Source organism: Candidatus Hamiltonella defensa 5AT (Acyrthosiphon pisum) (assembly GCF_000021705.1).
In the GTDB taxonomy this organism is placed as follows: domain Bacteria; phylum Pseudomonadota; class Gammaproteobacteria; order Enterobacterales; family Enterobacteriaceae; genus Hamiltonella; species Hamiltonella defendens.
The window spans coordinates 2,079,817-2,100,642 of record NC_012751.1 but is presented as its reverse complement, the minus strand read 5'-3'; the positions used below and the strand labels follow the sequence as shown (position 1 = coordinate 2,100,642).

Annotated in this window: 20 protein-coding genes; 10 read left to right on the top strand and 10 right to left on the bottom strand. The window is 37.7% G+C overall.

Annotated features, from left to right (window positions below; all coding sequences use genetic code 11):
- Positions 1–239 precede the first annotated feature (239 nt).
- From rplU to gshA, 3 genes are all read left to right on the top strand, one after another.
- Positions 240–551: a 50S ribosomal protein L21 gene (gene rplU, locus HDEF_RS10455; RefSeq protein ID WP_015874589.1), complete on the top strand. Its 312-nt coding sequence runs from the start codon at positions 240–242 to the stop codon at positions 549–551.
- 20 nt (positions 552–571) lie between these two features.
- A complete protein-coding gene (rpmA, locus tag HDEF_RS10450; protein WP_015874588.1) occupies positions 572–829 on the top strand; it encodes a 50S ribosomal protein L27 in 258 nt (85 codons plus the stop codon).
- Between the two features lie 109 nt (positions 830–938).
- A complete protein-coding gene (gene gshA, locus HDEF_RS10445) occupies positions 939–2,501 on the top strand; it encodes a glutamate--cysteine ligase (RefSeq protein ID WP_044612417.1) in 1,563 nt (520 codons plus the stop codon).
- A 49-nt stretch (positions 2,502–2,550) separates the two neighbouring features.
- Here the strand turns inward: gshA and HDEF_RS10440 are convergent, their stop codons facing one another.
- The 3 genes from HDEF_RS10440 to HDEF_RS10430 are packed head-to-tail and all read right to left on the bottom strand — an operon-like array spanning position 2,551 to position 4,977.
- Complete coding sequence (locus tag HDEF_RS10440; protein WP_015874586.1) at positions 2,551–2,850, bottom strand: hypothetical protein; 300 nt, start codon at positions 2,848–2,850, stop codon at positions 2,551–2,553.
- Between the two features lie 38 nt (positions 2,851–2,888).
- Complete coding sequence (locus HDEF_RS10435) at positions 2,889–4,148, bottom strand: HlyC/CorC family transporter (RefSeq protein WP_044612416.1); 1,260 nt, start codon at positions 4,146–4,148, stop codon at positions 2,889–2,891.
- 46 nt (positions 4,149–4,194) lie between these two features.
- Positions 4,195–4,977 carry a cytochrome C assembly family protein gene (locus HDEF_RS10430; protein WP_015874584.1) on the bottom strand — a complete coding sequence of 261 codons (783 nt, stop codon included), beginning with the start codon at positions 4,975–4,977 and terminating at the stop codon, positions 4,195–4,197.
- Positions 4,978–5,155: 178 nt separating this feature from the next.
- Between HDEF_RS10430 and ffh the strand changes: the two genes are divergently transcribed.
- From ffh to rplS, 5 genes are all read left to right on the top strand, one after another.
- Positions 5,156–6,517: a signal recognition particle protein gene (gene ffh, locus HDEF_RS10425; protein WP_015874583.1), complete on the top strand. Its 1,362-nt coding sequence runs from the start codon at positions 5,156–5,158 to the stop codon at positions 6,515–6,517.
- Between the two features lie 141 nt (positions 6,518–6,658).
- A complete protein-coding gene (rpsP, locus tag HDEF_RS10420) occupies positions 6,659–6,919 on the top strand; it encodes a 30S ribosomal protein S16 (protein ID WP_015874582.1) in 261 nt (86 codons plus the stop codon).
- Between the two features lie 27 nt (positions 6,920–6,946).
- A complete protein-coding gene (gene rimM / locus HDEF_RS10415) occupies positions 6,947–7,471 on the top strand; it encodes a ribosome maturation factor RimM (RefSeq protein ID WP_015874581.1) in 525 nt (174 codons plus the stop codon).
- Positions 7,471–8,271 carry a tRNA (guanosine(37)-N1)-methyltransferase TrmD gene (trmD, locus tag HDEF_RS10410; RefSeq protein ID WP_015874580.1) on the top strand — a complete coding sequence of 267 codons (801 nt, stop codon included), beginning with the start codon at positions 7,471–7,473 and terminating at the stop codon, positions 8,269–8,271. The genes rimM and trmD overlap by 1 nt, the downstream gene beginning before the upstream one ends.
- A 66-nt stretch (positions 8,272–8,337) precedes the next feature.
- Positions 8,338–8,685, top strand: a complete 348-nt coding sequence (gene rplS / locus HDEF_RS10405; RefSeq protein WP_015874579.1) for a 50S ribosomal protein L19 — start codon at positions 8,338–8,340, stop codon at positions 8,683–8,685.
- Positions 8,686–8,759: 74 nt separating this feature from the next.
- On the opposite strand, the gene HDEF_RS10400 is transcribed toward rplS, so the two are convergent.
- From HDEF_RS10400 to rapA, 7 genes are all read right to left on the bottom strand, one after another.
- Positions 8,760–9,227: a hypothetical protein gene (locus HDEF_RS10400; RefSeq protein WP_044612415.1), complete on the bottom strand. Its 468-nt coding sequence runs from the start codon at positions 9,225–9,227 to the stop codon at positions 8,760–8,762.
- 45 nt (positions 9,228–9,272) lie between these two features.
- The gene (gene ltrA / locus HDEF_RS10395) at positions 9,273–10,955 is read right to left on the bottom strand and encodes a group II intron reverse transcriptase/maturase (protein ID WP_015873279.1); all 1,683 of its coding nucleotides are present in this window, start codon (positions 10,953–10,955) and stop codon (positions 9,273–9,275) included.
- Positions 10,956–11,500: 545 nt separating this feature from the next.
- Positions 11,501–13,066 carry a glycosyltransferase family 32 protein gene (locus tag HDEF_RS10390; protein ID WP_015874577.1) on the bottom strand — a complete coding sequence of 522 codons (1,566 nt, stop codon included), beginning with the start codon at positions 13,064–13,066 and terminating at the stop codon, positions 11,501–11,503.
- Entirely contained in the window at positions 13,032–13,946 is a 915-nt protein-coding gene (locus tag HDEF_RS10385) for a dermonecrotic toxin domain-containing protein (RefSeq protein WP_044612414.1), read from the bottom strand. Before HDEF_RS10385 ends, HDEF_RS10390 begins: the two co-directional genes overlap by 35 nt.
- A 108-nt stretch (positions 13,947–14,054) precedes the next feature.
- Positions 14,055–14,513, bottom strand: a complete 459-nt coding sequence (gene dut / locus HDEF_RS10380; RefSeq protein ID WP_044612413.1) for a dUTP diphosphatase — start codon at positions 14,511–14,513, stop codon at positions 14,055–14,057.
- A complete protein-coding gene (gene coaBC / locus HDEF_RS10375) occupies positions 14,497–15,702 on the bottom strand; it encodes a bifunctional phosphopantothenoylcysteine decarboxylase/phosphopantothenate--cysteine ligase CoaBC (RefSeq protein ID WP_015874574.1) in 1,206 nt (401 codons plus the stop codon). Before coaBC ends, dut begins: the two co-directional genes overlap by 17 nt.
- Positions 15,703–15,747: 45 nt before the next feature.
- Positions 15,748–18,681, bottom strand: a complete 2,934-nt coding sequence (gene rapA, locus HDEF_RS10370; protein WP_015874573.1) for an RNA polymerase-associated protein RapA — start codon at positions 18,679–18,681, stop codon at positions 15,748–15,750.
- A gap of 841 nt (positions 18,682–19,522) precedes the next feature.
- Between rapA and HDEF_RS10360 the strand changes: the two genes are divergently transcribed.
- Together HDEF_RS10360 and HDEF_RS10355 are read left to right on the top strand one after the other, a co-directional pair.
- Positions 19,523–19,813, top strand: coding sequence for a DNA-binding protein (locus tag HDEF_RS10360; protein ID WP_015874571.1), 291 nt, complete (start codon positions 19,523–19,525; stop codon positions 19,811–19,813).
- Between the two features lie 105 nt (positions 19,814–19,918).
- The gene (locus tag HDEF_RS10355; protein WP_015874570.1) at positions 19,919–20,602 is read left to right on the top strand and encodes a helix-turn-helix transcriptional regulator; all 684 of its coding nucleotides are present in this window, start codon (positions 19,919–19,921) and stop codon (positions 20,600–20,602) included.
- The last annotated feature ends 224 nt before the right edge of the window (positions 20,603–20,826 follow it).

The window sequence follows — 20,826 nt, the reverse complement described above, 5'->3', positions numbered from 1 at the left end:
TAAAGTCCATTAATTTATGCAGTTTGTTTCGGGCTGGAGACGGGGCTCTGGGAGTTTAAAAAAATAGGCAGTTCTCCTTACTCTATTCTTATTTACATTTCCAATAGATTTATGGCGCGATGGCTATGCCTTCTTTCGATTCTGTTCTTGTTATCTGTTTTATATTTGCGTAAAATGCCCGGCTTATTATTAATGTATGGGGCTTTTTTATTTTTTCGCTCAGAAATCGGGGCTTTAATATGTACGCAGTTTTTCAAAGTGGTGGTAAACAACATCGTGTAACTGAAGGCGAGACTGTTCGTTTGGAGAAGCTGAGCAATGTAACCGGTGAAAAAATTAATTTTAATCAAGTCTTGATGATCTCAGATGGTGAAACGATCAAAGTCGGCGCTCCTTTGATTAATGGAGGCTTGGTTCAGGCGGAAGTGATGGCACACGGTCGTGCTGATAAAATTAAAATCATTAAATTTCGTCGTCGTAAGCATTATCGCAAACAGCAGGGCCATCGCCAGTGGTTTACAGATGTGAAAATTATTGGAATTATAAGTTAATACTTCAAGAGGAGTGATGTATGGCACATAAAAAAGCGGGTGGGTCAACTCGTAACGGTCGCGACTCTGAAGGTAAACGTCTGGGCGTCAAGCGTTTTGGAGGAGAAAAAGTTCTGGCAGGTACTATTATTGTTCGTCAGCGCGGCACTAAATTTCACCCTGGGGTTAATGTAGGTTGTGGAAAAGATCATACATTGTTTGCTTTATCTCATGGCAAAGTGAAATTTGAAGTTAAAGGTACTAAGAACCGCAGTTTTGTCAGTATCGAAACGGAATAAAATTTTGAACCCTGATCCAGTAATGCTATAAAAAAGCCTCAAAAATTTTGAGGCTTTTTTATTAATGTGTTATCCGATCATATTTGTTTTTTCAAAAAGGTAGGTGAATGTGATCCCAGACGTATCACAAGCGCTTTCTTGGTTGGAAGCACATCCAAAGGTATTAAAAGGCATCCGACGAGGTATTGAAAGAGAAACACTAAGAGTGACACCCAATGGTCACTTGGCAATGACAATTCATCCTAAAGTGTTAGGGGCTCCTCTCACTCATCCATGGATCACCACTGATTTTTCTGAAGCCCTATTAGAATTTATTACTCCTGCTGATCAGGATATCCAAAAATCGTTGATGTTTTTACGCGATCTTCATCGTTACACCGCGCGTCAGTTAATGAATGAACGTTTCTGGCCTTTAAGCATGCCATGTTTTATTGAAACTGAAGAAGATATTCCGTTGGCTCAATACGGTTCTTCTAACCTGGGGCGTTTTAAAACGCTTTATCGCGAAGGCTTAAAAAATCGCTATGGGGCATTGATGCAAACCATTTGTGGTGTTCACTATAATTTTTCTCTGCCATTGGCATTTTGGCAAACAAAAGAAGGCATAGAAGACGAAAAAAAAGGGAAAAATGTCATTTCCGACGGCTATCTTCGCTTAGTGCGTAACTATTACCGTTTTGGCTGGGTGATTCCTTATTTATTTGGTGGATCCCCTACAGTGTGCTCTTCATTTTTAAGAGAAAAAAAATCCTCTCTGGCGTTTGAAACATTTGGGAAAAATACGTTATATCTGCCGTATGCCACCTCTTTACGTTTAAGTGGTTTAGGCTATACCAGTGCCGCTCAAAGCAATTTAAAAATGAATTTTAATGATTTGAATATTTATGTGAATGATTTAAAAAAAGCCACTCGAATTCCTTCCAAAGAATATGCAAAAATCGGTTTAAAAAATAAAAATCGTTATTTGCAGTTAAATACCAATGTATTGCAAATAGAAAATGAATTATATGCTCCCATTCGACCTAAGAGGAGTACTGAAATAGGTGAGCTTCCTTCCGATGCTTTATTGAAAGGAGGGATTGAATATCTTGAAATCCGTTCTTTAGACATCAACCCATTTTCACCTATAGGGATAAATGAAACGCAAATTCGTTTTTTGGATCTTTTTTTAATTTGGTGTGTATTGGCGCCCTCCAATGAGATGAGCGACGAGGAATTACTTTATACTCAGAAAAATTGGGAAAAAGTGATATTGGAAGGGCGTAAACCCGATCAAGTGCTGAATATCGGTACCGAAAGAAACCCTCAGTCTATCAAAAGAATAGGAAAAACCTTGTTTCAAGGTTTAACACGAATAGCAGAAATCATCGATGAAAAAGATAAAAAATATCAAAAAGCGTGCGATGAACTGCTGATGTATCTTGAAGATCCTGATTTGACTTTTTCTGCTCGTTTTCTTAAAGAAATAAAAGCAAACCAAGGCGAGAGCATTGGGCTTAAGCGTGCCGAAAAATATTTTGAACAGCTTAAAAAAGAGCCCCTTGAGCTACTTACAGAAGCTCAATTATGTGATGAGTCTCGTTCATCATGTCAACGCCAAGCTGAACTAGAGCGGGGGGATACTATCAGTTTTGAGGAATATCTGCGACTTCACTCCGGTCGTTATCGTTAATTCAGGAAGAGGGCTCATATTCCTCAGGTAGACAATTTATTTTTCACAATCATTTCTGAGTATCTTCTTTATACCATGGCTGATTATCTTTAGCATCAGCAAAAAATTCTTCTTCAGGTTCTTTATGATAACTGCTAGCCGCAAGATCAATATATCCCATTCTTTTTTCGATTTCTTTTTGTCTTTTACTGTCAGCTTCGTTTAGACCAACAGTAATATTAATAGATTCTATCTCTTCTTTTAATCTGGTTATCTGATTTTTTATATTTTCAAAATCAGCACCTGATATTTTCGGATTATCATATCTTTTTTCTAATATTGTTACCCCAATTTTCCTATCTGCTATCATAAGCTAGAGTAATAAAAAGTTTCGATAAGCTTTTATTTTTAAGATAAGGCTTTGATTCTGACTTGTCTGATCCTGTTTTCCTGTACCTCCATCACGGCAATTTGGTAAGAACCAATACATAACTCAGTGTTCACAGGCGGGATTTCACCTAACTCTTCTAACAACAGGCCGTTGATTGTGCGTGATCCGATCGGTAATGACCAATTAAATGCTTTATTTAAATCACGGACACTGGCACTGCCATCAATTAATACAGAACCATCACTTTGAAGATTCACCTCTTCCGCTAAATTGGGAGACATCGAGGTCGTAAAATCTCCCACAATTTCTTCAAGAATATCTTCTACTGTGACCAGCCCTTGAATATCACCATATTCATCAACAATAATGCCCACTTTTTCTTTATTACGTTGAAATTTAATCAGTTGTATATTTAAAGGGGTTCCTTCAGGAATAAAGTAAATTTCGTCGGCCGCACGTAATAAATTTTCTTTATTAAATTCTTTTTTTTCTGTCATCAGCCGGTAAGCTTCTCTGACTCTCAGCATACCAATTGCATCATCCAAAGATTGACGATAAAGCAGAATGCGGCCATGTGGTGAATGCGTGAGCTGACGCATAATGGATTTCCAGTCGCTATTCACATCAATACCCACTATTTCACTTCGGGGAACCATAATGTCGTTGACGGACACTTTTTCTAAATCAAGCACCGAAATCAACATGTTTTGATGACGCCGTGAAATCTGTGAATGGGATTCATTAACAATACTACGAAGTTCTTCTTTACTGAGCTGATCAATATGATGAATAGATTCCTTGATTCCAAATAATCGCATGAGTAAATGCGTGGTGCCGCTTAAAAAGCATAGCATCGGCATCATGATTTTTTGCAATGGAATTAGCAGGAAGCTGCTTAAAAAGGCCGTTTTTTCGGGGTATAAAGCCGCAATCGTTTTTGGCATCACCTCAGAAAAAACCAATATCAAAAAGGTTAACAACCCAGTGGCTATGGCAACGCCTATATCACCATACAAACGCATCCCAAGAATGGTCGCCAAAGAGGAGGCAAGAATGTTTACCAGATTATTGCCGACCAGTACTAGGCTGATCAGGCGAGCAGGACGTTGCAATAATTTTTCTACTCGAAGTGCTCCGCGATTTCCTTGCTTGGCAAGATGGCGTAAACGATAACGGTTCAGGGTCATCATCCCTGTTTCAGAGGCAGAAAAATAAGCAGAAATGATGATCATAACGATTAAAATAAAAATAATGGTTCCAGTTGAGACTTGCTCCAACAGAGGTTCCTTCTGTATATAGGTTAATAGTAGAAATCAATGTTTTTTAAAAACTTGAAGTTAAACGATGACCAGAATAAGCCAATGTGAGCAAAAATGCTCCAATAAAACTTAACCACAATGCAGGCCGCCCTCGTAAACCTGAACGATAATGACCCCAAAGTAACAGGATATAAACACACCAAGCCATTATTGAAAAGATACCTTTCTCTATATTCACTCTGTCAAACAAATTATCTTTGTAAAAAAGACCGCTGAGCAAAGTGAGTGTCAGTAAAAGTGTGCCAATTTGAGTAATATGAAATACATGACGCTCAATGTTCATTAATGGAAGCATATCAGAAATAAAATTGATTTTTTTGTGCTTTAATAAATAATCTAGAAAAACCAGTTGTAGCGCATACAACATCGCAATAATCAGAGTAGAGTATGCAAAAAAAGCGAGCCCAAGGTGAAAAAATAATGTCGTATTAAGCGATAAATGAATGATAAATTCACCAGGCATAAAATTTGAAAAAATAATATTCACCATGTCAAAACTATACACAATCGGTAAAAAAAACCAACCGCGACTAAGGAAAGCAGTGAGCGTCATCATGAAACAAACAAGGATACTAATGATAGAACAAATGTTCATTAAACTCAGGTTTTGCCCACTATGAACATTGAAAATTTGATATTTGAGTGCCACTGCATGACAGAATAAAGCGCTTATGGCAAACACCAAAGCCCATCTTCGATAGTTGCTGTTGCGCCCTAGTAAGCTTGGCACAATCAAACTCAGGCTAAATGAATAGGCTGTCAGGGCGATAATCGAAAAAATAGACATGGCGAATCCAATCAACACCGGCTAAATTAATGAAAAGAGTTGTGAAGTATAGCTTTACCTGAGTTGCCCTCCAACTTTTATGTCAAGTTAAATCAAAGATGATTTATGCTATTATCTCCCTTTTTTTATTTTCAATACGATTCCCACAGGGCGAATTGATTTATTTGAGCAGAAACCCATGTTTAATAATTTAACTGAAAGATTATCACGCACGCTACGTAATATCAGTGGTCGTGGCCGACTAACAGAAGAAAATATTAAAACCAGTCTGCGCGAAGTACGTGTTGCTTTGTTAGACGCAGATGTCGCTTTATCCGTGGTACGCGATTTTATTCAACGGGTGAAAAAAAAAGCAATGGGCCACGAAATTAATAAAAGTTTAACACCTGGCCAGGAATTTATAAAAATTGTGAAAAATGAGATGACCTCCGCAATGGGCGAGTTCAATACCGAACTTAATTTAGCGACGCAACCGCCTGCGGTGATATTAATGGCTGGTTTGCAAGGGGCGGGTAAAACAACCAGTGTCGTCAAATTGGGCAAATTTATCACTGAAAAACAAAAGAAAAAAGTTTTGCTGGTCTCGGTGGACGTTTATCGGCCTGCGGCCATCAAGCAATTAGAAACCCTTGCACAATCGGTGAGTATTGAATTTTTTCCTTCTCACTTTGAAGAAAATCCCGTTGATATTGTCACTCAAGCTTTAAAACACGCCAAACTTAAATTTTATGATGTCTTAATTGTGGATACAGCGGGTCGTTTGCATGTTGACGAAAATATGATGAATGAAATCAAACAGCTGCATTTGTCTCTTGATCCTGTTGAAACGCTTTTTGTGGTAGATGCAATGACAGGTCAGGACGCCGCAAATACCGCTAAAGCCTTTAACGAAGTACTTCCACTGACAGGTGTCATCTTAACTAAAGTGGATGGAGATGCTCGAGGTGGTGCCGCATTATCTATTCGACATATCACGGGGAAACCCATTAAATTTCTTGGGGTCGGCGAAAAAACAGAGGCACTAGAACCTTTTTATCCTGAACGAATTGCTTCCCGAATTTTGGGAATGGGGGATATCTTATCTCTTATTGAAGATATTGAAACTAAAGTGGATAAAGTTCAGTCTCAAAAGCTGGCGGAAAAACTGAAAAAAGGTGCCCAATTTGATTTAAACGATTTTTTAGAGCAACTGAAACAAATGCATAACATGGGAGGGATGAGCAGTATGTTGAGCAAATTGCCTCAAATGGGTCAATTACCCGATCAAGTCAAATCCATGATGGACGATAATTTAACCACTCGCATGGAAGTCATCATTTGTTCTATGACCAAAAAAGAACGCATTAAACCCGATATCATCAAAGGTTCTCGAAAGCGGCGTATTGCAGCGGGCTCGGGTACAAAAATCCAGGATGTAAACCGTTTGCTGAAACAATTTTATGAAATGCAAGGCATGATGAAAAAAATGAAAAATGGAGGATTATCTAAAATGATGAGAGGAATGAAAGGGATGATGCCATTCAACCTTTTTGGGGGGTAAATTTAAGAATACAAGATTGAAATCATTTCAGAGAGTCACGAACATTGCTTTTTGTTATTAAATCAGTCAGAATTCTCGACTTTTTACTAGGAGTTTAGGTCGATTAAGCTTCAGAGAATATTCTTTATATGAGAGGGCAGTATGGTAAAAATTCGCTTGGCTCGCCATGGTTCTAAAAAACGTCCTTTTTATCAAATTGTTGTGTCTGACAGTCGCAATGCACGTGATGGACGTTTTCTTGAAAATGTGGGGTTTTTTAATCCTGTCGCATCAGGTAAAGCAGAAAAATTACGATTAAATATAGATCGCATTGAACATTGGAAAAATGTTGGGGCAGAGCTTTCTGAACGTGTTCAGGCTCTTGTCAAAGCCGAGAAAAAAAATCTTCAGACGGCTTCTTAATCTAGAGATAAATTTCAGGCGCTACTAATGACAACCCACTTAAAGCAACCTGTTATTGTCGGCAAAATAGGTTCAACCTATAGTGTTCGGGGTTGGCTTAAAATGTTTTCATTCACTGAAAAGACAGACAGTATTTTTGATTATCAACCTTGGTTTATTCAACATAAAAATCATTGGCAATTTATCGATATTGAAGATTGGAAGTGTCATCAGCAAGATTTTTTATTAAAAATCAAAAATATTGATGAAAAAGAAAAAGCCCAGCATTTTGTGAATGCTGAGATTACCGTCGATGCTTCGCAATTGCCTGTGCTCGAAGAAGGTGACTATTACTGGAAAGATATTATTGGATGTCAAGTCATTCATATTTCTGGTGACGTTATCGGAACAGTCGTTTCCATGATAGAGACGGGTGCGAATGATGTCATGGTAGTCCAAACACAGATTCAAGATCACAAATCCTGTTTAGTTCCTTTTCTTTGTGATCAAGTTGTAAAAAAAGTCGACAAGGTCATGCAGCAAATTCAAGTAGATTGGGATCTCGATTTTTGATGATTTCAACCGAACTTCAAAGCGTCAGCGAAAATAAATTATGGATAGGGGTAATCAGCCTTTTTCCCGAAATGTTTCGCGCAATAACGGACTATGGTGTTACTGGTCGTGCTATCAAAAAGGGGATTATTCATATCCAGTATTGGAACCCTCGTCACTTTGCTCACAATTTCCATGCCAGTGTTGATGATCGTCCTTATGGTGGTGGCCCAGGCATGCTGATGATGGTGCAGCCTTTAAGGGATGCCATTCATTCAGCAAAAAAAGAAGCGATTCATACAGGCAAAAAAAAAGTGATTTATCTTTCTCCTCAAGGAAAAAAACTGGATCAACAGGCGGTGCGTCAACTGGCGCTTTACAAAAATATGATTTTGGTCTGTGGGCGCTATGAGGGTATAGATGAACGTTTAATCGACACTGAAATTGATGAGGAATGGTCTGTAGGTGATTATGTTCTTAGTGGAGGCGAATTACCGGCCATGACCTTAATTGATGCTGTCTCTCGTTGTATTATGGGCGTTTTAGGTCATGAAGCTTCTGCTAATGAAGATTCTTTTTCTGAAGGCTTGCTTGACTGCCCTCATTACACCCGACCTGAAAATGTTGATGGAATGGAGGTCCCAAACGTATTGCTTTTAGGAAACCATGCTAAGATTCGCCTTTGGCGTTTAAAACAATCTTTGGGGCGAACATGGCTTAGAAGGCCGGAATTATTGGCAAAACTCACTCTGACTGATGAGCAGATTTTATTATTAGACGAGTTCCAGAAAGAACAAAAACTGAATGATAATCATCGATAAATAACATTAATTTTTTAACCCCTCTTTTTTAAAATATCAGTTTATCTAGGAATGAAGAGAGACATTATGAGCGATATCATTAAACAAATTGAAGAAGAACAAATGAAGAAAGATGTTCCCGCCTTTCGCCCTGGGGACACATTAGAAGTGAAAGTATGGGTAATCGAAGGCACAAAAAAACGTCTTCAAGCTTTCGAAGGTTTTGTGATAGCCATTCGCAAGCGTGGATTAAATTCTGCCTTTACCGTGCGTAAAATTTCTAATGGTGAAGGTGTTGAAAGAGTTTTTCAAACTCATTCGCCTATTATTGACAGTATTACTGTCAAGCGTCGTGGTGCTGTTCGTAAAGCAAAATTATATTATTTACGTGAACTTACTGGTAAAGCCGCTCGTATTAAAGAAAGACTCAATTGATTTTTTTATATAAAACGGTGATAAAAAAATACGCCACCGTTTTTATTTTTTTGTACTCGATTTTTCAAATATATTTATCTAGTGTAATTCCAGGAATGTTCATTTCCTATTTCTATTTTAAATTTTCGATAAAAGGGTAAATAATAATCAACAGCTTTATTTATTTCTGTTTGATATAATTTCCAGTTTTTAGGTAAAGGATCCATAATAGAAATGAGTCTCATTGAATCACTTAAATGGTAATAATATTTAATTTCTTCTTTTAATACATCATTAAAAAGCTGGGGTCCCACTTGATGAAATATTTTTTTCATATAATCATTTACTAAATCTTTATTGGTTTCATTTCCGTTATTATCCTTTTTTAAATAAGGCCTTTCCTCAGTATAAAATATCTTGTTTTCAGAATAACGTTTCTCCATTTCTTTAATAATTTTTTTAAGAACAGGATTATCAGGGTGACTGGCAAAATTACTTGTATTATACCCTTTAAAATTAGTTGAATGATTAGGTAAGCAGGCCGCAAGTGCCCACTCCCTCAAGAACCGTACGTGCGAGTTACCCCGCATACGGCTCACGCAACTTACTCACTTCAACATTTTTCCTTTTTTGCTATGTAATTGTCTGTGGCAATTAGCATGTAACAATCTTAGATTAGCCAGCTTGTTGTCACCCCCTTCAGCTTTAGGCTGAATATGATGAACATGCAATTGTTCACCATTGTCCAACTCTTGATCACAGAGAGGACAATAACCTTTCTGTCGCTTATAGAGGTTAACTTTGACACCGTAAATAAAAGGCTGTTTACGTGCCTGCCTATTACGCCAATAGTCACGCAATTCCGGATTGTCGGGGGAAGCATTTTTTGGAACTAGCCAATGACGCTGTATTTTTGTCCATGCATGCTTCCAAAGAAATCCACCGGTTGATTTATCCATAAATACTGAATAGTCTTCTCTACCTGGTATCTTGCCTAAGTAGTGTTTTCTTCGCCACCACCAGTGTTTATTGGGATGACGTCGATACAAATATCTACGTTGGCGGATCCACATCCATTGGTCTAATGCACTGAATGTTCTTTTTGAAGCACCAATACGATAGTAATTACACCATCCTATTATCTTGGCATTCAGTTGTCTTATTCCTTCTTGTGTCGGCATACCGATAATACCTTTCCAGGTCATTCTCATTTGCTGTTTGTACCTTTTCATCGACTCCTTTGAGGGCTTCGTTAACAATATATATCCCCGTTTTCTGTGGCGATTGTCATAATGTCGTATATTAAATCCCAGGAAGTCGAATCCTTCCTTCAAGTGTTTGATACTGGTTTTTTCTTCAGAAAGAGCTAACTCTCTCTGAGCTAACCAAATTTGCAACTTTATTTTGGCAGTTTCGCACTCTTCACGGGATTTACCGAATACGACAAAATCATCCGCATAACGAACTACTGCATAAGGTTGCCCTTGTTTTGGCGTGCCGTTTTTCCAGTATTGAATACCCAGTAAGGTCTCCATTCCGTGGAGTGCAATATTGGCCAGTAGTGGACTGATAATCCCGCCTTGCGGAGTACCTGCAACATTGGGTATATAGTTGCCATGTTCCAGCACACCGGCTTGTAACCATTGTTTAATCATGTTTCTTTCGGGGAATCCCCCGATTTTTTTTATGAGAAAATTATGGTCAATGTTGTCAAATGCGCCTTTAATATCTGCATCTAGTACCCAGTGCCGTGTCCCTCGTGCTCTGGCAATACAGAAAATTTTTTGTATTGCGTCATGGGCACTTCGCCCCGGTCTAAATCCGTAGCTGACTGGTTCAAATTTTGCTTCCCAATAAGGTTCCAGCGCCGATTTAACTATCGCTTGTCTACAGCGGTCGAGAATGGTTGGGATCCCAAGAGGGCGTTTTTTTCCATTCTTTTTTGCTATGTAAACTCGTTTTACTGGATAAACCTTTTCTGAAGTTGTTTGGCTTAATAACTTATAAAGATGTTCTCGTCCTTTATGGTCATTAATTACCTGATTATCTACTCCAGCCGTGTGTTTTCCCCGATTGACCTGAGTGACTTTCCTGATAGCCAGAAGATGGTTAGCTCTTGATTTCATCATGAGTTTTTGCAGATTTCTGACTTTCTTTAAGTCACCTGTTGCTGAAGCCCTATATATTCTTTGCCTTAGATTATTAATCATGGCTGTCACAACACGCCAGTTAATAGCATGCCATTCCAGTTGTTGTTCATAGTTTTGATTTATTACGTTTGCCATAGGCATCTAACTCTTCTAAATCAATTCATAACCTTGGTAAAGGATTATATGGGTAAGTCACCCGTTCCACGTCAGCCTCTTTTCAGAGTAAAGTAATTACCTCTATCAATCCTGTTATGATTTCCAGTTGCCTTTCGGCTGATTGCCTTCGCTTTTTGGAACGTCTTATGCCCACTGTCTCTTAGTATTTACATCAACACTAAAAGATTAATGGGGTTACCGTGTTTCACACCATGAAGATACATTGAGTGGGCTGCCTCCTCTATGCCGGGGAACGGGATCCGTCGTAAAGAACGAACACTCTTCTTTACCCGTTTCTAACTGTCGTTAAACTTCCCCATAACACGTCACATCTGATTTCGTGTTTTACTTGCTTACGACATTTTAATAACGGAGATTCACTTTATTCAACCCATTTCAGTTTTGCCTTGCCCCTATTTCTTATTCAGCTTAATACTTTAGTTAGGCTTTCATTCTCGCTTAGCACAAGAGAATTACTCCTCTTGCACCGAGTAAGTGGCAATAAGGTTTCGGATCAACCTTACCCTTTTTCAAGGGACTTCTGTGGTGCAACTTTCACGTCGCACATGTTCCACCTGTAAATTTAATAAAATGTCTTTCGGTCCTGCAATTAAAATAATTTTACTTACATCATTAGGGATCATATCATCGGTATCCAGATAAATGCCCCCATATTCGTCTATGATCCAGTAACGAAGAACATCAGATGCGGCTGAATAATTTTTAGCTGGCTCTTTAAGAAAAGCCTGGAATTGTTTTCCAGATAATGTTTTTTTAAATTGATTAAAAAAAGATTCATTTTCAAGATTGCTCACACTCAAATTTAAAATACCCCGTAACTGATTTTTAACATTATGAAATGTACTGGGAAGAGAAGCCGAAATATGTACGATAGATTGATAATCACTGGTATTCCAGGTATTACGTGTCATATTTTTTATTAATTCTTCAGGAATGTTTTTATCTCCTAACCATATATAATGAATTTTTTTAGGAATAGGTTTTGCTGATAAATTAATACTTGGGAGCTCTGGTAATGGAACTGTGTTTAATTGAATATTTGAAAAATTTTCTGATAAAACAGGTTTTTCATCAACAATAAATTGCTTTCGGTTTTTAATCGGTTTTTGAATATTTTTTGTTTTATCCTTTAATTGATCCGATTTGCCTTCATACGGGTTTATATTTCGTGTTTCAGATTTTATTTTAGTGAATGCTGGACCTCCTCCTTTTAAAGCTAATTTCACCCATTCTCCATTTTTATTAAGAATCACAAATTGGCTTGTTTGTTGAATTTTTTTATCTGCATTGATTTTATATAATTGATAATGTCCATTTTTGTCGCTGTATTTATTAATATAAAAAAGATGATCACCTATATGAATAGACTTCATGTCAGTCAAAATATCAGAGGGTTTATTTGAAACCAAAGCCAGTGTTTGTTTTTTAGGAGGGCCAGAAGGGGCAATATGATCAATTGGTGATTCTTTTTGTAACTCGGTTTCTAATGATTCTGATGTTTGAGAAAATGCGTAAAAAAAGAGAATATTCACAACGCCATTAATAGAACTAGATAGTGCTTGATTAAAAGCTGCTTTTCTTTCTTCAAAAGAATCTGCATTAAAACTTTTTTCAACATTAATTCCTATTTCAGTTAACCAAAGGCTGCTGTTGACGATGAGCCCAAGCTCAGGTTGAATGAGCTGTAAGGGTAATAGTACGGTACTCAATGCGGAAATATTCAAAAGAGCTGTATCCCATCTGATTTCAGCATTTGATTTTATTTGAGTATCGGCATCCTTCTCCATTCTCATTTTTTGTTGTTTTGTTAAAAAACGAAAGGCGTCCTCTGTGATATTTGAATGAGCATATTTTATATATTGATCATCCCAGATACCTTTCTCTATGATTTCAGTGACACTTTTATGAAAAAGTCCTTTCTGTCTATCATTTAAAGAAAAATGAGATAGTAATTTATTTTTTTTATTTTCATCCAAAGACTGTATTTTTATCCAGGTTTTGATTTCTTCTAGATTATTAAATTCAAGAAATGCGTTTTCTTTATAGTTTTTTTTTACTTTTTTTTTGCAATTCAATTATATTATTTGGAATATAAAGAATATATTTGGTTTTATTTTTATTAATAATGATAAGTATATCGGTAGATATATAATCTTTTATTTTAAAAGGGAAAATATCATATTGATGATTTGAAAAATTATCATATGTCAAATCACTAATGGATAAAGGTACAAAATAATCAGTATTTGGTTGATATTTATAAGCAAGATTATCCACTAATTTTAATGATAAATGATACCCTTCTTCAGATAAATCGTTTGTACTGTATTGTTTTACTAATCGTGCAATAAAATTTGCTTTTGCAACTATTCGATATTGATTTTCATATTTTGTCCAATAATCAGTCAGAGCGGTTTCATATATTTTTGAAAAATTGATATCCCATAATAAGTTCATTAGTTCAGAGGGCCTTATTCTGACTTCATTTCGGTGATCATAACATTGAGCACCGGCGCCTTCTTTATAAACACCGACATAATCATCTAAAAAATCAGGATTTTCATGATTAAAGGCACTAAAATTTGTCAGTACAGTTTGAGTTAAAGTTTCTGATTTTGTTAAGTCCCCACAGTGTTCCCATCCAGTAATGGTATCATGGTTATTTGAAGCACTTTTAAATCTATTTAAATAAGTTTTATTAGGATTAATATCTATATTAAATTTTTTTTTTATATTTTTCTTAATATAAGAAGAAGCCATTTCAATGATATTAGGCATATTTAATACGACCTCGTACGCCATTTTTTGATATTTTTTAATTTCTAATAAATCACTTTCATTAAAATGAATATGAGATTGAATGCTTGTGGGCACTTTAATATCTATTTCTTTAGCAAAAGACTTTGATATAAAGAATAAAATGATTGGGTAATACCATATTCCATTATTGATCACTAAGAAGTACTCCATATGACATATCCGACACTATTTTTTAATTTTAAATCTGAACAAAAACATAAAAAATAAATCAAGCTTTGATGTTTATTTATTTTTCAGATTGAATTACTGCCGGCCAGAGTGACCAAAACCTCCCGATCCACGTTGACTAGATGTAAATTCAGACACGATATTCAATTCAACCTGTACAACAGGAACAAACACCATTTGAGCAAGCCTGTCACCAGGATTGATCAAAAAATCGATTTGACTTCGATTCCATACAGATAACATCAATTCACCTTGGTAGTCAGAGTCAATGAGCCCTACTAAATTTCCTAAAACGATCCCGTTTTTATGCCCCAACCCGGAACGCGGTAAAATCATAGCGGCTAGATGAGGATCGGCGATATGAACCGCCAATCCTGTCGGTAGAAGCCGGGTTTCTCCTGGAGATAAATGTTGAGGCGCCTGGGTACAAACCCTCAGATCTAAACCAGCAGATCCGCTGGTTGTATAAGTGGGTAAGGGAAAAACATCACCAATCCGTTTATCAAGGATTTTAATATCAATTTTTTTCATCATAACGAGTCAAAACCTCTTTGATTAAAAGCTGTGCAAGAATATTTTTATCTTCCAGTGGCAACGTTTTTTCTCCGTTTTCCCAAAAAAGATGTAAAGCATTTCTATCAGAATCAAACCCTTGATCTGAAAGCGAGACATCATTTGCACAGATGAGATCTAGATTTTTTTGAATTAATTTTTGTCGAGCATATTTTTTCATATCATGAGTTTCGGCAGCGAAGCCAACGACAAAAGGACGATTTTGTGTCATATGAGCGACCTCAGAAACAATGTCTGGATTTTTGACCATTTCCAGCCTGATTTTGTCTTTGTGTTTCTTCATTTTTTGTTTGGAGCATACTTGAGGTCGATAATCCGCCACAGCGGCACAGGCAATAAAAATATCTTGTAAGTGTGCTTGATCTCGCACATTTTGTTGCATTTCAAGGGCGCTGATGACATTGATTCGATGAACACTGGCAGGGGTTTCTAAAGAAACAGACCCAGAGATTAAGGTCACTTGAGCGCCCAGTTGAGCGGCCGCCTTTGCGATTGCAAATCCCATTTTCCCGGAGCTTTGATTACTGATAAAACGCACGGGATCAAAAGCTTCTCGAGTGGGCCCTGCCGTGATCATGATGCGCAACCCGTGACCATCTTTTTGGGTTGAAAAATGATTTTTTACCAAAGCCACAATATCGCGAGGCTCCAGCATACGACCTGGTCCGTTATCCCCACAAGCCTGATCGCCACTGTCTGGTCCCCATAATAAAATGCCCCTTTCGGCCAGAATTTTTAAATTGGTTTGAGTGGCTTTCGCTCGGTACATTTGTTGATTCATCGAGGGAAGGACGACGACAGGAACGGGAGCACTTAAACAGAGCGTGGTTAATAAATCATCGGCCATGCCGACGGCAACACGTGCCAAAAAATCCGCAGTGGCGGGCGCTATGATCAATAAATCAGCCCATTTTGACAATTGAATATGCCCCATGGCTGATTCAGCCGCAGGGTCAAATAAGTGATCAGAGACGGGGTGTCCAGAAACGGCTTGTAAAGTCAAAGGAGTAATAAAATATTTGGCTGCCTCTGTCATAACAACACGAACCTTTGCCCCATTTTCACGCAACCGTCGCACGATATCTGGAGATTTATAAGCAGCAATACCCCCACTGATGCCAAGCAAAATATGTTTTCCAGAAAGCGGCATTATTTCATGATCCCCTATTTTTTAAAAGACAATGTGATCATACCTTTATTCATGTGTGACCAAAATTAAACGAATGGCATCAAGGCGAAAGACAGCTTGACTAATATGGTTGAGAGTGTGATCACGGCTTTTTTCCAGAGACGCTATTTCATCATCCCGAATATTAGGGTTCATCATTTTTAATGCTTTTAATCGGTTTAATTCACAGCTTAATTCATTATCAGCTTCTTTTTTTGCTGACTCAATCAAGGCATCGGCCTCTTTAGTGATGATGGATTTTGATAATTCCAATATATTCTGTACTTCTTTTTGTACAGCTCTAATACATTGATGAGCGGTATGACGATCAACTTTATTGAGCATGGCATTCATCTTCTCAAACGCCACTTGATTCGCTAAATTATTTCCTTTTTTATCCAGTAACATGCGTATCGGCGTGGGAGGTAAAAAACGCGCCAGTTGCAAAGATTTTTTGGCTTGCACCTCGACGACATAAATCAACTCTATCAGTAGAGTGCCTACAGGCAAGGTTTTATTTTTTAAAAAAGCAACAGAACAACTGCCAATTTCACTAGATAAAATCAAATCGATTCCATTTCGAATGATGGGATGCTCCCAGCTGAGAAACTGTGCATCCTCTCTTACCAAAGCGGTCTCGCGATCAAACGTGATTAAATTTCCCTCCGGTGATAAACCAGGAAAATCAGGGAAAAGCATATGATCAGAGGGGATCAATAGCATCATATGCTCGCTCTGATCCTCTTGATGAATACCAATAATATCAAACAGATTCATGGCCAATTCGATTAAATCAACATCATTATTCTGTTTTAGAATCGCTTGCGCGTATTTTTCCCCGCTTTCTCCTCCACTTGAATGCAACTCAAGCAAACGATCGCGCCCTTGCTCTAATTCTAATGTGATGGCTTTTGCCTGTTTCTGACATTCCTCGATCAATTGATCGAAACCTTCTGATTCATCTGGTGCACTCAAATATTTTTTTAATCTTTGCTCAAAACTGGTATAGAGTTTATGCCCAACGCAGCAGCTTTTTTCTAAGGCATTCAAGCCTTCGTGATACCAACGCAGTAAAATGCTTTGGGCACTGTTTTCGAGATAGGGAACAAAAATATCAATGTCATTTTTCTGACCAATTCTATCAAGGCGCCCTATTCTTTGTTCCAGTAAATCTGGATGAAGAGGCAGATCAAAGAGCACCAGGTCATGTGAAAATTGAAAATTGCGGCCCTCTGATCCTATTTCTGAGCACAGAAGAACTTGGGCTCCTTTTTCAATTAAAGAAAAATAAGCCGCTGCGCGATCCCGTTCAATCAATGATAAACCTTCATGAAAAACAGCCGAACGAATCCCTTGGGCTGTTCTTAATATATATTCCAGCTCTAATGCTGTGCGTGGATGAGCACATATGACCAGTACTTTTTTATCGCGATATTCGAGTAAAAAGTTTATTAGCCATGTGACTCGAGGATCAAAGTGGAACCAATCTTCTTTATCTGCCTGTTTTTGATACGCCCTTTCTAGATAGAGCTTATCTTGAATGGAAGTCGCTGTATTCAATGCTTGAATACAGGTTTGATACTGAGAGGGGAAAGGCAGCTTAATGGCATGTAATTTTCTTTTTTTAAAGCCCTTGATGCTATTTCGGGTATTCCGAAATAAAACACGGCTGGTTCCATGGCAATCTATCATAAAATCAATGAATTTTTGGGCCTGGGTTTGGTCTTCCTCTTTAAGACGGTCTGTTTTCTTGTTTTTTTGAAAATTTTCTCCAAGCTCATGGATGAGCCTTAACAAAGGCCCGAGATCTGTTTGATCAACAGTTTGAGTTAAAAAATCGGTTAATTGCTTTATTTTTTCTGTCGCCAGAGGTTTTCTTTCCAGAATAAGCGTCACTACCTCTGCAATCAGACGATAATTTTTTTGCTCATCAACAAATGTGTTGTAATCATAAAAACGATTTTTATCCAGTAAACGTAATCGAGCGAAATGACTCTCTTCACCAAGTTGTTCTGGGGTAGCCGTTAAAAACAGTATGCCCGGAACACGATCCGCCAGCTGTTCAATAGCCTGGTATTCTGGGCTGGCGTTTTTTTCACTCCAGGACAAATGATGGGCTTCATCTACAATCAATAGATCCCAATCTGCATTGACAAGATCCTTGAGTAGCGTTTCCTTTTCTTTAATCAAATCTAACGAACAAATCACCCATTGCTCTGTTTCAAATGGATTCATACCGTCACATGCGGATTCAGAATATCGATTTTTGTCGAAAAGAGAAAAATGCAGATTAAAGCGGCGCAACATTTCCACCAGCCATTGATGTTGCAGACTTTCAGGCACGACAATCAAGACACGTTCAGCTCGGCCTGACAAGAGCTGTTGATACAGGATCATGCCTGCTTCTATTGTTTTGCCCAGACCTACTTCATCGGCCAAAAGAACACGTGGCGCGTGGCGCTGTCCTATTTCATGCGCAATATGTAATTGATGAGGGATCAGACTGGCACGAACGCCTCGTAAACCCTGAGACAAAAACCGAAGCTGTTTGCTCTGATGTGTGAGTGCCCGAAAACGCAAAGCAAAATGCGTAATATTATCGATTTGCCCTGAAAAAAGACGATTTTTGGGATGACGAAAAGTCAGTTTGCTGTTTAAAAATGTTTCACGGATCACCGCTGTATTTTTTTCTGTATCTGTTCTTGTGCCGATGTAGCTGATCAAATGGTTTTCTTCAACCACATCATTTACTTGCAGTGACCAACCCTCTTGATGCTGAATCAGATCACCCGGATGAAATAAAACCCGTGTAATAGGTGAACCCTGCTTCGCATAACGCCTTTTCTCGCCCGTTGCAGGAAAAGCCAGGGTCACCATACGTAGATCAATTTCAGTAATAGTACCTAAACCCAGTTCCGTTTCTGTATCGCTTACCCAGCGTTGGCCCAAAGAAAAAATCATAAATGACCTGTTTTCTTATTTTTGTAATGGAAGAAATGATATTTTTAATGAGCAGTATATTAATTAAAATACTCATGATCGTCATTTTTAAAAATCGCGATTTTTTCGGTTTCTCCTTTCTGTATGCCTCAAATTTACAGTATTCGTTAAAGTTTAAAAAGAGGTGCATAAATAGAATGTTGTCACAAAAATAGACTCAATCACCACGTTCCGAAAAATTTGTTGGGATAAGGGGTAGAATTTTTTGTTAATCAGGAGTGTTTCTCTAATGGGTGTCTGTAAAATTCATTTGTTCAAGAGCACTCTAAATAAAAATTTTATTGAAGATAAAAAATGAGCGTTGGCCATCAACCGCTTTACCTGAGTCTCTTCTTAAGTCACCTTCAATAAACAAATTGAAATAAAAACGATAAGTAGTTATATTTAGTCAGTTGCCTAATACAAGGTAATCAAGGTTTAGTAGCCTGAATACGAAATCGGACTACCGCTTAATGCGGTTTTTTTATGTCCGTTATAAACCACAGTTACGTCTGCATTATGGTGGGGCGTAGCGGGGGAGCCGAAAGGTTCACCGGTTTCTTTCGTTCCGGTCTACTAACCTTGTTACGTCTCACCACCCCGTTTAGTAGCGGTTTGGTGAAATTTTAAAATCAACGAAAGAGGCCAAAACTATGGCTACCATTAAACTCCGCTTTAAATCCATCAATTTATACTTGATTATCTCCCAAAATTTTAATCAGCTTGTGCAAGGCATAGCGAGACGCTTTATACTTCAAGATAATATCCATATCCTTTCCTTTTTATTCATAGAAAACATCTCGACTTTTCATGGAGGAGCGGCATGAAAATCTTCGATCCTCATGATTATCCTGAGTTACGTGATATTTTTCCTGAATTAACGCCTGTACAGTTTGAGCATTCGTTGTTATATGCCTTTGGCCTGTCTCAAAAAGAAATATCGACGGTTCGTGATGTGTCATATAAGGTGGTTAAAGCGTCAATCTCAGAGGCCAAATCTCAGTTTGAATCGAAATCCCTGACAGGATTATTGACGGTGATACACGTGAGATTAGTGCTTTTTGCTTTGTATCGGTGCCAGAGACACAGTGGTATAACGGTGAGTCAAGAATAAAAATGTCTAGGTGCCTTTAAGGCACCTATATTTTTTTTAGAAGATTTGATACTGATAACTCAAAGTTATTCAATCTCTTTTCAAGATAAAACCGATGAGTTTAGTATGAGTTTCAATCCAAAAGACATTTCAAATCAGATGATTTATCTATTGAACAATCATCCTCATCCCTGCCACATCCGTGATAAAACCTCTCATTATCTTTATATGAATCTCGCGATGCGTGAATTATTGAATTTACCCAAAGGGGTTCCTATTGAAGGGAAAGGCATATCTGAAATAAAACCCGACATGCAAGGATTTTTTGAAGGTATCTCTCAGCAGGAAAAGGGGGTCATACAAAAAGAAACTTCTGTTTCTTTACTGATAACGGAGCATTTTGGAAAAGACCATCGGATTCAACCCTGTATTTTTGACATTCATCCCTTCTTTAATCAATCAGGTCAACTTATCGGGACAATGGCAGAAGCCAGACAATGCCAATTTTTTTCACCATTGGAGTATATCCAGGGTAAATCACCGAAAACATTAACAACACAACTACCCAATACGATGTTTACTCAACGCGAACTCGAGCTCATTTTTTATTTTTATCATACTGTAAGTCAAAGAGAAGTAGCTGAAGTTTTAAATCTCTCTCATAGAACGGTTGACAATAAATTGCGCGGGATTGATGAAAAAATGGGCGTTTTTAACCAGGAGGGATTCAAAAAATATGTTGAAGAAAGAGGACTCAATAAGGTTATTCCCGATCATTTATTAACGTCGAGTATTAAGCTGATTGATTGACTATATATAACCATAAGCTGTTTATTGAAAATATGATCTGACCTTAAATTTGATGACAAGGTACTGAGAGTTGAGCGAAAACAAGTTTCATTTAAAAGTCTGCCCAACTCTTATATAAGTTCAGTATCATATTGAACGTTTTTTGGCAAAATAAAAGAACACAAAAGGCTTGCTTTACGCTTTGATAGCTTGACCTTCTTTTCTTTCTTCGCCATTGCTTGGCT

Excerpts from the sequence above, each read along its gene's own strand:
- ffh (WP_015874583.1), top strand. The coding sequence starts at position 5,156 with ATGTTTAATAATTTAACTGAAAGATTATCACGCACGCTACGTAATATC.
- rimM (WP_015874581.1), top strand. The coding sequence starts at position 6,947 with ATGACAACCCACTTAAAGCAACCTGTTATTGTCGGCAAAATAGGTTCA.
- rpmA (WP_015874588.1), top strand. The coding sequence starts at position 572 with ATGGCACATAAAAAAGCGGGTGGGTCAACTCGTAACGGTCGCGACTCT.
- HDEF_RS10355 (WP_015874570.1), top strand. The coding sequence starts at position 19,919 with ATGAGTTTCAATCCAAAAGACATTTCAAATCAGATGATTTATCTATTG.
- rplU (WP_015874589.1), top strand. The coding sequence starts at position 240 with ATGTACGCAGTTTTTCAAAGTGGTGGTAAACAACATCGTGTAACTGAA.
- trmD (WP_015874580.1), top strand. The coding sequence starts at position 7,471 with ATGATTTCAACCGAACTTCAAAGCGTCAGCGAAAATAAATTATGGATA.
- rpsP (WP_015874582.1), top strand. The coding sequence starts at position 6,659 with ATGGTAAAAATTCGCTTGGCTCGCCATGGTTCTAAAAAACGTCCTTTT.
- rapA (WP_015874573.1), bottom strand. The coding sequence starts at position 18,681 with ATGATTTTTTCTTTGGGCCAACGCTGGGTAAGCGATACAGAAACGGAA.
- rplS (WP_015874579.1), top strand. The coding sequence starts at position 8,338 with ATGAGCGATATCATTAAACAAATTGAAGAAGAACAAATGAAGAAAGAT.
- ltrA (WP_015873279.1), bottom strand. The coding sequence starts at position 10,955 with ATGCCTATGGCAAACGTAATAAATCAAAACTATGAACAACAACTGGAA.
- coaBC (WP_015874574.1), bottom strand. The coding sequence starts at position 15,702 with ATGCCGCTTTCTGGAAAACATATTTTGCTTGGCATCAGTGGGGGTATT.
- HDEF_RS10430 (WP_015874584.1), bottom strand. The coding sequence starts at position 4,977 with ATGTCTATTTTTTCGATTATCGCCCTGACAGCCTATTCATTTAGCCTG.
- HDEF_RS10360 (WP_015874571.1), top strand. The coding sequence starts at position 19,523 with ATGAAAATCTTCGATCCTCATGATTATCCTGAGTTACGTGATATTTTT.
- dut (WP_044612413.1), bottom strand. The coding sequence starts at position 14,513 with ATGATGAAAAAAATTGATATTAAAATCCTTGATAAACGGATTGGTGAT.
- HDEF_RS10440 (WP_015874586.1), bottom strand. The coding sequence starts at position 2,850 with ATGATAGCAGATAGGAAAATTGGGGTAACAATATTAGAAAAAAGATAT.